The 14,008-nt window shown below is 46.3% G+C and carries 15 protein-coding genes; 12 read left to right on the top strand and 3 right to left on the bottom strand.

Annotated features, from left to right (window positions below; all coding sequences use genetic code 11):
• Positions 1-66: 66 nt before the first annotated feature.
• Both Aso01_RS11015 and Aso01_RS11020 read right to left on the bottom strand, forming a co-directional pair.
• Positions 67-1,221, bottom strand: a complete 1,155-nt coding sequence (locus tag Aso01_RS11015; RefSeq protein ID WP_004941814.1) for a fatty acid desaturase family protein — start codon at positions 1,219-1,221, stop codon at positions 67-69.
• Between the two features lie 32 nt (positions 1,222-1,253).
• Positions 1,254-2,276, bottom strand: a complete 1,023-nt coding sequence (locus tag Aso01_RS11020) for a flavin reductase family protein (RefSeq protein ID WP_039910158.1) — start codon at positions 2,274-2,276, stop codon at positions 1,254-1,256.
• Positions 2,277-2,467: 191 nt separating this feature from the next.
• Between Aso01_RS11020 and Aso01_RS11025 the strand changes: the two genes are divergently transcribed.
• Entirely contained in the window at positions 2,468-3,103 is a 636-nt protein-coding gene (locus Aso01_RS11025; protein ID WP_004941819.1) for a TetR family transcriptional regulator, read from the top strand.
• A 129-nt stretch (positions 3,104-3,232) separates the two neighbouring features.
• Positions 3,233-3,868, top strand: a complete 636-nt coding sequence (locus tag Aso01_RS11030) for a TetR/AcrR family transcriptional regulator (RefSeq protein WP_004941821.1) — start codon at positions 3,233-3,235, stop codon at positions 3,866-3,868.
• 80 nt (positions 3,869-3,948) lie between these two features.
• On the opposite strand, the gene Aso01_RS11035 is transcribed toward Aso01_RS11030, so the two are convergent.
• Positions 3,949-4,569, bottom strand: a complete 621-nt coding sequence (locus Aso01_RS11035; RefSeq protein WP_004941825.1) for a thiol:disulfide interchange protein DsbA/DsbL — start codon at positions 4,567-4,569, stop codon at positions 3,949-3,951.
• 179 nt (positions 4,570-4,748) lie between these two features.
• On the opposite strand from Aso01_RS11035, the gene ubiG reads away from it, so the two are divergent.
• The 10 genes from ubiG to ssuC all read left to right on the top strand — a co-directional run bounded on the left by ubiG (position 4,749) and on the right by ssuC (position 14,005).
• Complete coding sequence (ubiG, locus tag Aso01_RS11040) at positions 4,749-5,459, top strand: bifunctional 2-polyprenyl-6-hydroxyphenol methylase/3-demethylubiquinol 3-O-methyltransferase UbiG (RefSeq protein ID WP_004941828.1); 711 nt, start codon at positions 4,749-4,751, stop codon at positions 5,457-5,459.
• Positions 5,459-6,169 carry an HAD family hydrolase gene (locus tag Aso01_RS11045; RefSeq protein WP_171063775.1) on the top strand — a complete coding sequence of 237 codons (711 nt, stop codon included), beginning with the start codon at positions 5,459-5,461 and terminating at the stop codon, positions 6,167-6,169. The genes ubiG and Aso01_RS11045 overlap by 1 nt, the downstream gene beginning before the upstream one ends.
• A 31-nt stretch (positions 6,170-6,200) precedes the next feature.
• Positions 6,201-6,947 (top strand): YciK family oxidoreductase, encoded by a 747-nt coding sequence (locus Aso01_RS11050; RefSeq protein WP_004941833.1) that lies wholly within the window; start codon positions 6,201-6,203, stop codon positions 6,945-6,947.
• 308 nt (positions 6,948-7,255) lie between these two features.
• Positions 7,256-7,657, top strand: coding sequence for an RcnB family protein (locus Aso01_RS11055; RefSeq protein ID WP_004941836.1), 402 nt, complete (start codon positions 7,256-7,258; stop codon positions 7,655-7,657).
• A gap of 182 nt (positions 7,658-7,839) precedes the next feature.
• Positions 7,840-8,145: an RcnB family protein gene (locus Aso01_RS11060; protein WP_004941838.1), complete on the top strand. Its 306-nt coding sequence runs from the start codon at positions 7,840-7,842 to the stop codon at positions 8,143-8,145.
• Positions 8,146-8,254: 109 nt separating this feature from the next.
• Positions 8,255-9,607: an amino-acid N-acetyltransferase gene (argA, locus tag Aso01_RS11065; RefSeq protein WP_004941842.1), complete on the top strand. Its 1,353-nt coding sequence runs from the start codon at positions 8,255-8,257 to the stop codon at positions 9,605-9,607.
• Positions 9,608-10,008: 401 nt separating this feature from the next.
• On the top strand, positions 10,009-10,983 hold the full coding sequence (locus Aso01_RS11070; RefSeq protein ID WP_004941844.1) for a sulfonate ABC transporter substrate-binding protein: 975 nt from the start codon (positions 10,009-10,011) through the stop codon (positions 10,981-10,983).
• Between the two features lie 17 nt (positions 10,984-11,000).
• Positions 11,001-11,996: an aliphatic sulfonate ABC transporter substrate-binding protein gene (locus Aso01_RS11075; RefSeq protein ID WP_004941847.1), complete on the top strand. Its 996-nt coding sequence runs from the start codon at positions 11,001-11,003 to the stop codon at positions 11,994-11,996.
• A 27-nt stretch (positions 11,997-12,023) separates the two neighbouring features.
• A complete protein-coding gene (ssuD, locus tag Aso01_RS11080; RefSeq protein WP_004941849.1) occupies positions 12,024-13,208 on the top strand; it encodes an FMNH2-dependent alkanesulfonate monooxygenase in 1,185 nt (394 codons plus the stop codon).
• A complete protein-coding gene (gene ssuC / locus Aso01_RS11085) occupies positions 13,205-14,005 on the top strand; it encodes an aliphatic sulfonate ABC transporter permease SsuC (RefSeq protein ID WP_004941853.1) in 801 nt (266 codons plus the stop codon). Before ssuD ends, ssuC begins: the two co-directional genes overlap by 4 nt.
• The last annotated feature ends 3 nt before the right edge of the window (positions 14,006-14,008 follow it).

The raw sequence follows: 14,008 nt of genomic DNA on the forward strand, positions 1-14,008 counted from the left end.
AAACCTGACTTTGAAGATTGGACAAATTTTCAGCGCCTCTTACAACTGTACAAAACAGCAACTGACTCAGGTGTACCCACCCAACAAGCGCTGTTTGATTTTCTGCCAGCGTCCAGTCACTTTGATCGATACATCATTGGGTAACGAACATTTAGCGAGGCGAACCCATACACTCCAAAACTGTTGGGTAAAATTGGCTTCGTTGTAATGTACGCCATACGCTTCGCATAAGGCTTTTACTTTTGGTGCAACCTCGGCATAACGGTTGGCCGGCATGTCTGGAAACAAGTGATGCTCAATCTGATGGCTCAAGTTACCGCTTAAAATGTGTAACCATTCAGCACCACTAAAGTTGCTCGATCCGCGAATTTGGCGTAAGTACCACTGCGCGCGTGTTTCGGTAGCCGTATGGTCTTCTTCAAAGGTTTCAGCATCTTCGGTAAAGTGACCATTAAAAATCACCGCAGAAGACCATAAATTACGAATCACATTTGCGACAGCATTGCCCATAAAGACAGGAATCGCATTTGGGCCGGCAATGAGTGGAAAAAATACATAGTCTTTGCCCACCTGACGCACCACTTTTTTGCGCAGTTTGGCAGAGTCCAGCCAGACCTGTTTCCAGCTTCTGGTTTTATACACCAAGGCATCTTCTAGGTGCAGATTTTGCACACCAACATACCATTCAAAAAACAGCATCAGCTGCGCTGCCATCGGGATATTCAAAAGAAAGCGCGGTTCCCATTTTTGCTGCTCACTCACGCGTAGTAAGCCATAACCGACATCGTGATCTTTACCGACGATATTGGTGTAAGTGTGGTGCACATAGTTATGCGTGTGTTTCCAGTCGTCGCCTGTAGCAATGGTGTCCCAGTCGTAATTGGCGCCGTTCAAACTCGGATCATTGAGCCAGTCAAACTGACCGTGCATGACGTTGTGTCCGAGTTCCATGTTTTCTACAATTTTAGAGACACCCAATAGCCCTGTTCCGAGAAGCCATACAGGTGGAATCCAGCCGCCAAACATCAGCATGCCACGTGAAGCAATTTCGCTGTAGCGGACAAAGTTGCGAATTTTATAGATATACAGTGCATCGGCTTCGCCTAAGTGATCCATCACCTCACGGCGAATCGTTTCAATCTCTTGGCCAAAGGCCTCGATTTGTTCAGGGCTTAAATAGCTCGATTTACTGTGTTCAGGAAATTTAACCGACATATTCATTGTTTTTCTCCGAATCCTGATCTTGTAACGTTTTATAGGTTAATCACGACAGGACTGACCGCCTGACTAACGCAAAGTTTGATCTGGGTATTGCTGCCATGATCAATTTCACCGGTCAGTATATTTTTGGTGCTTCCGCTGACTTTGGTGCATGTGCAGGTATTGCAAATTCCCATACGACAGCCATGCGCAGGGCGTAGTCCAGCCTGCTCGGCACTTTCAAGCAAGTTACCTCGGGCCTCAAATTGCTGCTGTGCGCGCATAAAAGTCACTGGCTGTGCCTCAAGCGATTCATCCACTTGGGTCTGGAAATACTCCATATGCAATCTGTCGCGGCACCCTAACTGGGTAAAAATGTCATCTGCTGCACGCATCATCGCCGAGGCACCACAGGCATAAACCTGACACTGTGCAAGATCGGATATGCGTTGATTTAAAAAATCCAAACTCAGATGCTGTGGCTGCTGTGCAGTATTGATGTGATGATAGCGGACTGTTTCGTGCTGATCGGCCACCTGCTGCAACATGGCATGAAAGGCATCGTCGCGGGTGAAGTAAACCACATCGATTTGCTCAGATTGCTGAAAAAGTGCTTGCTCTAACAAGGCATAAATGGCCGTAATGCCGCTGCCAGAGGCAATGAGTAATACACGATTCGCTGCCGGCGCCAAAATAAAGTCACCTTGCGGCTGCGAAATCTCAATCACCTGCCCCACATTAAGCTGGCTCATTGCGCGAGACACCTTGCCTTGTACCTTAACGCCTAAATCAATCTGACCATTGGGGTGGCTACGCATAATCGAATAACTGCGCTGCTGATGAACACCCTCAAGCACCAGCGTGACCAAGATGCTTTGTCCGGCACGGATCTGCTGTGTATTAAAATGAGTATTCGGTAATAAAGACACTTGATAAAAATCAGGCGCTACGGCTTCAACCGCAACCACCTGTGCTTTGGCTTTCTTCCACGACCACATTGGGTTGACCTGTTCGAGTACAAAATCGACAAAGTCTTCACGAATCCATTGCGGCTGGTAGCGGGCTAACATGTTCATACGTTCCTCGTTTGTATCTGGCTATTTATATGAGTGAACAAATGTGCTTTTAGTGAACACTTGTACACAATAGGCTCTTTTTTTATTTCAGTCAACAGGTGTTCACTGGTTTTTTGATTGCTTATTTTTACTTTTTTGAAATACCGATGCTTTTTGATAGACTCGTGGCAGGTTTTTATTAGGTCATGGGCATGTCGATCCGGGATGAACGTAAACAGCAAAGTCGTCAGGCATTACTCGATGCCGCGTTACAACTGAGTACAGGGGGTCGTTCATTTAGCAGTATTAGTCTGCGCGAAGTGGCCCGCGAGGTCGGTTTGGTTCCCACCGCGTTTTACCGGCATTTTCAAGATATGGATGCATTAGGACAAGAACTGGTCGATCAAGTTGCGCTTCATATTAAAAGTCTGATTCATCAGCTCGGTCAAAGTTATCTGCAACAAGCCAATTCACATCCGCAAACCAGTATTGAGCTGTTTTTTCAAGCCATCAACCGCAGCCCTTTAGAATGGCAATTTATGATTGCTGAGCGTTGGGGCGGCTCTGCGGCAGTACGTCAGGCCATTGCACGCGAAATCGACGATTTGATTGAAGATCTGGCCAGCGACCTGCGTAAACTGCCGATGTTTGAACATATTCAGCATTCTCAAGATTTAAAAGTGCTTTCCGATATTTTGATTAATATGTCTTTTACTTGGGCCATGACATGGCTAAGCCTGCCACGTCAATTACAAGAGCCTATGTTGTCTGATCAGCAGCATAACTTTGTTGAAAATGCCACAACCCAAGTGCGCTTATTGTTCAGAGGCGTTGCAAACTGGGAATAGCGTGGCTTTTTTTGTTGATGACAGGTGATGCAACATGCTATAGATGGGAGGTATCACCAAAGACAACAGATAATTTCGCCCAAAGCAAATGGATGCTGGCGTGTGATCAAAACAGTGACAGGAATACTCATGAATCCAGATCGCCATCAACAATTTTTAATCCGTAAAGAACGCATCTTAAGTGTCGCCGAAAAGCTGTTATTGGAAAACAATCAGGAAATTACCCTAGACGAGCTGGTGGCAGAGCTTGATATCGCCAAAGGCACCCTCTACAAACATTTTAAAAGTAAAAACGAGCTACTTTTAGAGCTGGTGATTCAAAATGAAAAGCGTTTGCTTGAGATTTCCCAACAGCATAATCGTGATTTCAAGGAATATGCACCAACCTACATGTTGCACCATTTGACGGCGCCTGCACGTACCATCTTGCTGCATCAACTTGAAGAAAATCTGACCATGACCGAATCGAAGCTGAATCACCTATTTGAAGCGCTCTATGAGATTCGTCAGGCACGTATTCTGGCCATTAAGGACATTACTGAGGCCTATTTGAAATCGGTCAATTACGATATGTCGATTCGTGATTACCTGTCGTACATTTGGTCACTGACGTATGGTGCGGCACTGTTGCTCAATTCGAGCTATTATCAGCGTTCGATTGGCTCACGACAAAAACTGATCAACTTGTATATCAATCAGGCGCTTTCTTTACCTGCGCAGTCGATCAATCTGGATGCATTCGAGATTGAACTCAAAGATGCCTAACCCTTGCAAAAGCAGCATGTACAAAAAAGGTTTCTGATATTCAGAAACCTTTTTATGAGGGCTAATCGCAATTTTGTGGGTTATTTTTTCGCAGCGCGCTCTTTTTGCACCAGATAGTTCACCACCTGAACCACTTTACCATCTTCACCCTGTACCACGTATTTGCCGTTGACCACCACAGCCGGCACGCCCGTTAATTGATACTGCTGCGCCAGTTTGTTCGATTCAGCAATTTTGGCCGTAATCGGGAAAGAGTTAAACATGCTGTTGAACTTTTGCTCTGGCACGCCATAGTTCACATAAAACTTGGCCAAAGATGCCTGATCAAAAATTTGCTGGTTTTGGGCATGGATCGCATGGAACAACGGGAGATGCGTTTTTTGACGTACACCCAGCGCTTCAGACACATAATAGGCACGAGCACCCTGCTCCCAGACTTTATTCATGGCAGCCGGCGTGCGCAAGAAATTCACATCTTTTGGCAGTTGCTTTAACCATGTTTGCATGTATGGCTCAAGCTTATAACAGTGCGGACAGCCGTACCAGAAAAACTCACGTACTTCAATTTTGCCCGGTACCGCGACTTTACCCGGGTTTGCAATCACGGTGTAGTCCTTGCCTGCCACAAAGTCGGCTGCCATCGTGGTGCCCGAAAAGGCCATTATTGCAGCAGAAAGTCCGCCCAAAACAAATTTTTTCATTGTCCGTATTATCCTCTGAATCGTTATGCTGAGTGTATGCGCTAAATATAAAACAAATATTCAATTTTCGTTTCGTTGTGTGAAGATTTTTTCTGAATTTATCGCTTTTTCTAGAATTATCGCTACACTAAACAATATATCAAAATCATGACAATCCATTTTAATCTGAGGTCACCCGCATGTCACAGTTGAATGTTGATCCACAAGAAATTGCAAAATTTGAAGCACTTGCGGCCCAATGGTGGGATCAGGATTCTGAATTTCGACCATTGCATCAGATCAATCCATTGCGTCTGAACTGGATTGACGAGCATGCAGGCGGTTTGGCGGGTAAAAAGGTGCTCGATGTCGGTTGTGGGGGCGGTATTTTAGCCGAAAGCATGGCACGCCGTGGTGCAGACGTACTCGGGATCGATATGGGTGAGGCGCCGCTGAATGTGGGTCGTTTGCATGCCCAGCAAGAAAACGTCAGCAACATCGAATACCGTCAGGTACTGGTGGAAGACTTGGCCAAAGAACAAGCCGGTCAGTACGATGTCGTGACCTGTATGGAAATGATGGAACACGTGCCAGATCCTGCATCGATTATTCGTGCTTGTCAGGCTTTGGTTAAACCGGGTGGACATGTCTTTTTCTCCACCATTAACCGTAATCCAAAGTCTTATGTATTTGCCATTTTAGGTGCCGAATACATCTTGCGTTTGCTGCCAAAAGGCACGCATGACTATCACAAATTTATCCGACCGTCCGAAATGGCGCAAGACATTCGCCATGCGGGGCTCACGCTCAAAAATATGATCGGTCTGCATTATAATCCGCTGACCAAGCGTTACTGGCTCGCGCCAAATGTCGATGTTAACTACATGGTTCATACGGTAAAACAAGGATAATCATGAGCGCTGTTCTTTTTGATCTTGATGGTACCCTGATTGACACAGCGGCTGACTTTATTCGCATCATTCAGGCCATGTGCCGTGAAGAACAGCGTGATGTAGTCGATGCCGACTTGATTCGCACTCAAGTGTCTGAAGGCGCTCGTGCCATGGTGAAGTTGGTCTATCCAGAACTGGCCGCCGATGATGCGACCTTTCTCGCGCATCGTCAGCGCTTTCTCGATTTGTATGAGCAAGATATTGTCGTCGACACCGACCTGTTTAGCGGGATGACATCTTTACTCGAACAGTTAGAGGCGCAGCAGATTCCGTGGGGTATTGTCACCAATAAACCACGTTATCTGACCGAATTGCTATTAAAGCGACTTGATCTGACCGAGCGCTGTGCGGTGTTGGTATGCCCAGAAGATGTCAAACATGCCAAACCTGATCCAGAACCCATGTTTCTAGCGGCCGAGCAGCTTCAGGTTCCAGCCGAGCAAATTATTTATGTGGGTGATCATCCGCGTGATATCGATGCAGGACGTGCAGCCAACATGTATACGATTCTGGCCGCTTATGGTTACCTACCGCTGGCCTACAAAGACGATCTGGCTGCATGGCAAGCCGATGCGATTGTGCACACAGTTACAGAACTGGAAACAAAAATTTTGCAGCAGCTGGGTTTAAAATCAAATCCAGCTGAACAGATGCAACAGCATGCTTGATAACAACACTCAATTTTAAGGAGGTTCCACAATGAAATATTCAGAATATCAACCTCGTACCGATTTACTCAAAGACCGCATTATTTTAATCACGGGTGCTGGCGATGGCATTGGGCGTGCAGCAGCACTAAGTTATGCCTTGCACGGCGCTACCGTAGTATTGCATGGCCGTACCCTAAACAAACTTGAAGTCATTTATGACGAAATTGAGAGTCTGGGTGCACCGCAACCGGCCATTTTGCCGTTACAGCTTTCAAGTGCTTCAGATCGTGATTACGAATTACTGTTTAATACTCTTGAAGACCAGTTTGGTCGCCTAGACGGTATTTTGCACAATGCGGGCATCTTGGGTGAACGTGTTCCGCTGGCGCATTATCCTGCCGACGTATGGGATGATGTCATGGCAGTAAATCTGCGCGCTCCTTTTGTATTAACGCAGGCACTATTGCCCTTGCTTGAAAAATCGCAAAATGCATCGGTAGTGTTTGCCAGCTCCGGTGTGGGCCGTGAAGCGCGCGCATTATGGGGGGCTTATTCGGTTTCAAAAGTTGCCATTGAAGCTGTCAGCAAAATTTTTGCCAGCGAACATACCTATCCGAATATTCGCTTTAACTGCATTAATCCGGGGGCAACTCGTACCGCCATGCGTGCCAAAGCCTATCCTGAAGAAGATCCACTGTCTTTACCAACATCCGAATCGATCATGCCCGCCTATCTGTACTTGATGGGTGATGATAGTCTCGATTTAAACGGCGTCAGTATCGACGCGCAGGATTAACGAATAAAGCGAATCTTGAACAGCATGTGTTCGGTCACTTACACATTGGTCTAGGTCTGGTTGCGTATGCAATCAGATCCATTTAAAGTGAAGATCATGATCAAATAAAAATATTGCATCTTATGATATACAAGCCGGATCTAAGCCGAAAAAATTCAGCACCTTAGCCTGATAAACAAAAAAGATATCTCCATATTTTTAATAGAATTATTGAATGATCTTCACAGTTTCTCTGCATTTTTTTTGTACATTAAAGGCTCGTACAAATACCCATTCACAGAGAATACTTGTGTCGTCGAGGATGCATCATGAAAAAGATTTTGACAAGCTTAGTCGTATCACTTGCTACGCTCACAAGCACTGTCACGATCGCAGCACCTAATTTTGATCGTGGATCAGATATGGGGGGACCTTCCCGTGATCGCGGTCAAGGTTTTGATCGCTCAAATCGTTTTGATCGCGATCAGGATGACTCGATTCGTTCGGAGCGCCGCTTTCGTCAAGAACAAGGCGTGCAGCGTTTAAAACAGCATCGCTGGCAGACAGGTTACATCATGCCGCAGCATTATCGCGGCGATGCCTATAAAGCCGACTATCGCGAGTTTAATCTGCCCCGTCCGAGCCGTGGCCAGCAGTGGTATAAAATTAACAATGACTTTATTCTGGTCAATTCAGACAGCAACGATATTGTGCGCATCATGAATTTTTAATCGATCTCCTCAAAAAGTCAGATTTCGCCTGAACCCACGTTCAGGCTTTTTTTATTTAAGAAATTTTTTGGATCCAATTTTTATCCATCAAGTTCACATTTTCACAACGTGTCTTCATCATTCATCTTAAATTATTCATTACATTAGATTTATCAAATCGATAAAGATAAATGAGGAACATCATGCGTAAATTAACTACTGCTATTATTTTAGCAACAGCAGGTATTGTGACCACTTCGGCTATGGCTGCACCACACGATCACAACGACATGCGTCATGAGCATCATGCTGCGTATCAGGATAAAAAAGCCGACTGGCGTCCGGGTCAGTTCGCACCAAAACAGTACGTATCCGACCGTTATAAAGTCGATCACCGCGGATATAAAAAGCTTCATAAGCCAGGGCGCGGCCAACACTGGATTAAAGCCAACGGCCATTATCTTTTAATCAACGATCACAACCACAAAATTATTCAAGTCGTTCGCTAATTGAATCTCTCAAAAATGCCCAAGCCATGACGGTTTGGGCATTTTTTTATTGAAGGATCAGCGATTTTGTTTAGAATCCTAACTATGCTTTCTTTATGCTGAGCCTTCTATGTCGCTTCCAGAAAATCATTCTGAACACACTCAAACCCAACAGTATGTCCACTGGTTTCGAAACTCAGCTCCGTACATCAACGCGCATCGAAATAAAACGTTCGTTTTAATGTTTGGTGGTGAAGCCGTTCAACATCATAATTTCCAGCATATTATTCACGATATTGCCCTGCTGCACTCTCTGGGCATCCGTCTGATTCTGGTACATGGCGCTCGCCCACAAATTAACCAGAATCTTCAAGAAAAATCATTATATACGCCTATTCACCAGCATCGCCGTGTCACCACACGTGAATCGTTAGCTAGTGTCATGAATGCGGTGGGTTCAATTCGTTTGCAAATTGAAGCGCTGCTGTCGATGGGGCTCGCCAACTCGCCGATGCACGGCGCACGCATTGATGCGGTGTCTGGCAATTTTGTTACTGCCAAGCCTTATGGAATCCGGGATGGTATCGATTTTCAGCTGACTGGTGAAGTACGAAGTATTGATACCGATGCGATCAGAGGTCACCTCGATAACCATAATATTGTGGTACTGGGCCCAACGGGATATTCCACCACAGGTGAGGTATTCAACTTAATGGCCGAAGAAGTGGCCACCCGTACGGCCATTGCGCTCAAAGCAGATAAACTAATTTTTCTGACCGATCAGCAAGGCTTGGTCAACGATGAAGGTAAACTGCTGCGCGAGCTGACACCGCATCAGCTTGATCGCTACATTCAGCAAAAGGCACAAAGGCTTGAGCATGTCATTCCGCTACAAAGTGCCCAAACGGCTTCGCTTTCAGGCGTGCATCGTGTGCATTTAATTCCTTATTTTCATGATGGTGCCTTAATTGAGGAGCTGTTTACCCGTGACGGGATTGGTACGCTTATTACCGATGCACATTATGAAGAGGTGCGTATCGCCAACATTCAAGATGTCGGTGGTTTGATTCATTTGCTGCGCCCACTCGAGCAAGAAGGAATTTTGGTGTACCGCTCACGCGAACGACTGGAGAGCGAGATTGCTCAGTTTGCTGTGATTGAACGTGATGGCATGATTCTGGCGTGTGCAGCGCTATATCCAATACCAACCGCAAAAGGCGAAATTCGTTCGGCCGAAATTGCCTGTGTAGCGGTCGATCCGGCCTATCGCAAATCCAACCGGGGTAGCCAGATTTTGCACTTTTTAGAAGAAAAAGCGCGCCAAGACGGAATTTTACAGTTATTTGTACTGACCACACGTACAGCGCACTGGTTCTTAGAGCATGGCTTTTCGCATGCCAGCGTGGACGAATTACCCGACGCGCGCCAAGCACTTTACAATTTTCAGCGCAACTCGTTGGTCTTTAAAAAAATCCTGATGTAAGGCCAACTGTTGGGCAGTCGCGTGCAAGTCAGAGCCAGACTGCCCTTTGCCTTTCGCTACATGTCAGATTGTGTGAGTCATTTGGCTTTAGCAGAACTTGCTATATCTTTATTCATGCAATCTTTAGTCAAATCAGCGCTATTGCCTGCCTTCACCGCTTTATTCAGTTTTAAGATGACATTATTAATGTATTGAAAATACATAAAATTCAAACACTTATTTTAATAAAATTCAATGCCATCATAATTTTATAAATGACAAATACAGATAAGCTTTGCAGTTTTTTATTTATCTATTTTTTACATAAGTAATGTTAAAAATCTTATTTTTTATGCAAAGCAATTGGTTCTAAGGTGTGCCCTCTAGTTCGATCTTTTCACTTTTTCGAGGCAGCACGCATCATGGCCAGTATCGCATCTTCTTCATGGTTTAAGTTTTCAGTGATTGCAGCAGGAATCACCGGCATGATGATGCTTAGCGGCTGTGCCAAAGAACAAAAACAAGCACTCACCACTTTAAATATTGGTTTTCAAAAATACGGTTTATTGCCCATCGTGAAACAACGTGGCGATCTGGATCAGGCCCTGAAAGCACAGGGTATTCAGGTGAAATGGGTCGAGTTTCCGGCGGGCCCGCAACTGCTTGAAGGCTTAAATGTCGGAAGTGTCGTATTTGGTGAGTCGGGCGAGGCACCTCCTATTTTTGCACAAGCTGCCAGCCCTAATCTGGTGTACGTGGCTAATCAGCCTGCTGCACCAAACGCCGAGGCACTGATTGTTCAAAAAAACTCGCCTATTCAAAGTATTCAAGATTTAAAAGGCAAACGCGTGGCGCTGAACAAAGGCTCAAACGTGCATTATCTGCTGCTTAAATTACTCGAGAAAAACCAGCTCACGCTGCAGGATATTCAAGTGGTGTATTTGCCACCTGCCGATGCCCGTGCAGCCTTTGAAAAAGGTGCGGTGGATGCATGGGTGATTTGGGATCCATTCTTTGCAGCAGCAGAGCAGCAAATTGACGCACGTGTACTGGCCACCGGGCAAAATCTGGTCAGTAACCATCAGTTTTATTTAGCCGATCGCAAATTTGCCGAGCAGCATCCAGAAGTACTTAAGACCGTAGTGCAACAGCTCAATCAAACCACCGAGTGGGTCAAAACCCATCAGGACGATGCAGCTCGTTTATTAGAAAAACCGACCGCGCTGGATTTCAATATTTTAAAAACGTCCATTTCGCGTATGGGCTTTGGGGTTAAACCACTTTCATCTGAAGTGATTCAGCAGCAGCAATACGTTGCAGATGCCTTTTATCAACAAAAACTGATTCCACAACCACTCAAAATTCAAGATGCCATTTTAACTGGTCAAATAAAATAATTGGGGCAACATTCATCATGACCATATTGAAAACATTCGGCGTAATCGGTGCATTGGGGCTTAGCGTAGTAATGACCGCATGCCAAAAGCATGACGCAGGCACAGAAAATAAAAACCAAACCACGCCCGCAGCCGAAAGCGCAGTGAAAACCCTGACCATTGGCTTTCAAAAATCATCGCTGAATCTCTTGATTGCCAAACAACAAAAAATTTATGAACAAGAGTTTCCGGGCGCCAAAATTGAATGGCGTGAATTTCCTGCAGGGCCACAAATGCTTGAAGCCTTGGCCGTAGGTGCAGTCGATTTTGGCGCTGTGGGCAATACACCGCCTATTTTTGCTCAGGCAGCCGATAAACCGCTGAGCTATGTCGGATATGAAGTAGTTCCTGCCGATTCGCAAGCCATCTTGATTCCAACAAACAGTGGCATTCAGTCCATTGCCGATTTAAAAGGCAAGCGCATTGCCGTTCAAAAAGGATCGAGTGCGCATGAATTACTGGCCAAAGTATTGCAAAAAGCGGGGCTGAGCTGGAGCGATATTCAGCCCATTTGGCTCCCACCTGCCGATGCGCGTGCGGCTTTTGACAAAGGTGCCATTGATGCATGGTCGATCTGGGAACCGTACTTAAGCACTACCGAGCTGAAAGGCCATGCAAAATCACTGATTGACGGCCGTGCGTTTCCAACCACCTATTCATTTTATATCGGCAATCCTCGTTTTATTCAGCAACACCCCGATGCAGCACAGAAAGTTTTAGATGGTTTGAATAAAGCCGATCAATGGTTTGTTCAGCATCAAGATCAAGGTTTAAGTATTTATGCGCAGAGTACGGGTCTAGATACGCAAGTGGCGAAGGCGGTGTTGGATAAGCGTGCCAAACCGTCTCCAATTCAACCCATCAATGCCGAAGTAACGCAAGCGCAGCAGCAGATTGCAGATCTGTTTCAGCAGGTGCAGCTTATTCCCAAAACCATCAACGTGAGCCAGACCATCTGGACTGCGAAGCCCTAGATTTAGCAACTTGTAAGGAATGTTAGTATGAATATTTTCTGGTTTATTCCCACTCACGGTGACAGTCGCTACCTCGGAACCAGCAAAGGCGCACGTCAGGTCGACCATGGCTATATGAAGCAAATTGCTGTTGCGGTCGATCAACTGGGTTATACCGGTGTACTGATTCCGACAGGTCGTTCTTGTGAAGACCCATGGATTACGGCCGCCAGCCTCATCGATGCCACAACGCAGCTCAAGTTTTTGGTGGCGCTGCGCCCGGGCATTACCACACCAGCGCTAGCGGCGCGGATGGCAGCCACCTTCGACCGACTTTCGAACGGACGTGTTTTGCTGAACTTGGTCACCGGTGGCGACGAACAGGAACTCAAAGGCGATGGTTTGTATGAAGACCATGACACGCGCTATCAGACGGCCACCGAATACGTCAAAATCTGGCGCGAAATTTTAACCCGTTCGCACACAGGCGAGTCATTGACCTTTCACGGCGAACGGTTAAGTGTCGATGATGCCAAGCTGCTTTATCCGCCTATTCAGCAGCCGTATCCACCGCTCTGGTTTGGTGGCTCATCTGAGGCGGCTGCCGAACTGGCTGCCGAACAAGTCGATACTTATCTGACTTGGGGTGAACCTCCAGCGGCAGTGAAAGAAAAAGTAGACGCCATGAAAGCGCGTGCACAAGCCAAAGGCCGCACACTCAATTATGGAATTCGCTTGCATGTGATTGTGCGTGAAACCAACGAGCAAGCATGGGCTGCAGCCAATGAACTGATCCAATATTTAGACGATGACACCATTGCCGCTGCACAAAAGAAATTTGCCCAGATGGATTCGGTGGGACAACAGCGTATGGCAGCCTTGCATGGCGGACGCCGCGATAAGCTTGAAGTGTCACCCAACTTGTGGGCAGGGATTGGTTTAGTTCGCGGCGGTGCGGGAACTGCACTGGTCGGTGATCCTGAAACCGTTGCCGCGCGTATTCAAGAATATGCCGACCTTGGTATCGATACCTTTATTTTCTCTGGTTATCCGCACCTAGAAGAGTCGATTCGTTTTGCCGAACTGGTGTTTCCACTGCTGCCGCTTAAAACCCGTGAAAAACTGACCCAACCGAATCTGACTGGACCATTTGGCGAGATTATTGCCAATAACTATGTTCCGAACCAGCAAAAGGACGAACCCAAAAATCAGGTCGTCAAGGAGCCCGCATGAGTCGATCGAATACATCGAATGTTTCACGTGGAACCAAAGCACTCGGGCAGCAATTGCTGCCTTGGGTATTCCCGGTGGTGCTGATTGCAGTCTGGCAATTTGCATCGAGCGTGGGCCTGTTGCAAAGCCGTGTTTTACCCGCACCGAGTGCCGTGGTGAGTGCATTTTGGCAGCTTCTGATCAGTGGTGAGCTTTGGCACCATGTCAAGGTGAGTGCTGGTCGTGCACTGATTGGCTTACTAATAGGGGGTGGACTGGGGTTATTTTTGGGGCTGCTCAATGGCTCGTCCAAAATCGCCTCTACCCTACTCGACACCACCTTACAAATGATTCGTAACATTCCTGCACTGGCGCTGATTCCACTGGTAATTTTGTGGTTTGGTATCGATGAGTCTGCCAAACTGTTTTTGGTGGCCGTCGGGGTATTTTTTCCAATGTATATCAATACCTATCACGGTATTCGCTCTGTCGATCCTCAGCTGATCGAGATGGGTAAAAGTTATGGTTTGAGTCGCTGGCAGTTATATAAAGAAATTATTTTACCGGGTGCAATGCCATCGATTTTGGTGGGCTTACGTTTTTCTTTAGGTCTGGTTTGGGTATTGCTGATTGTGGCTGAAACCATCTCTGCACAAGCAGGTATTGGCTATATGACCATGAACGCACGTGAATTTTTGCAGACTGATGTCGTGCTAGTAGGCATTTTACTTTATGCCTTACTGGGCAAATTGGCAGATGTGCTGGCACAAAGCCTAGAACGTTATTTGCTGCGCTGGCATGCAGGCTATCAACAATAAGAG

The sequence above is a fragment of the Acinetobacter soli genome (assembly GCF_000760595.1).
GTDB classification, from domain to species: domain Bacteria; phylum Pseudomonadota; class Gammaproteobacteria; order Pseudomonadales; family Moraxellaceae; genus Acinetobacter; species Acinetobacter soli.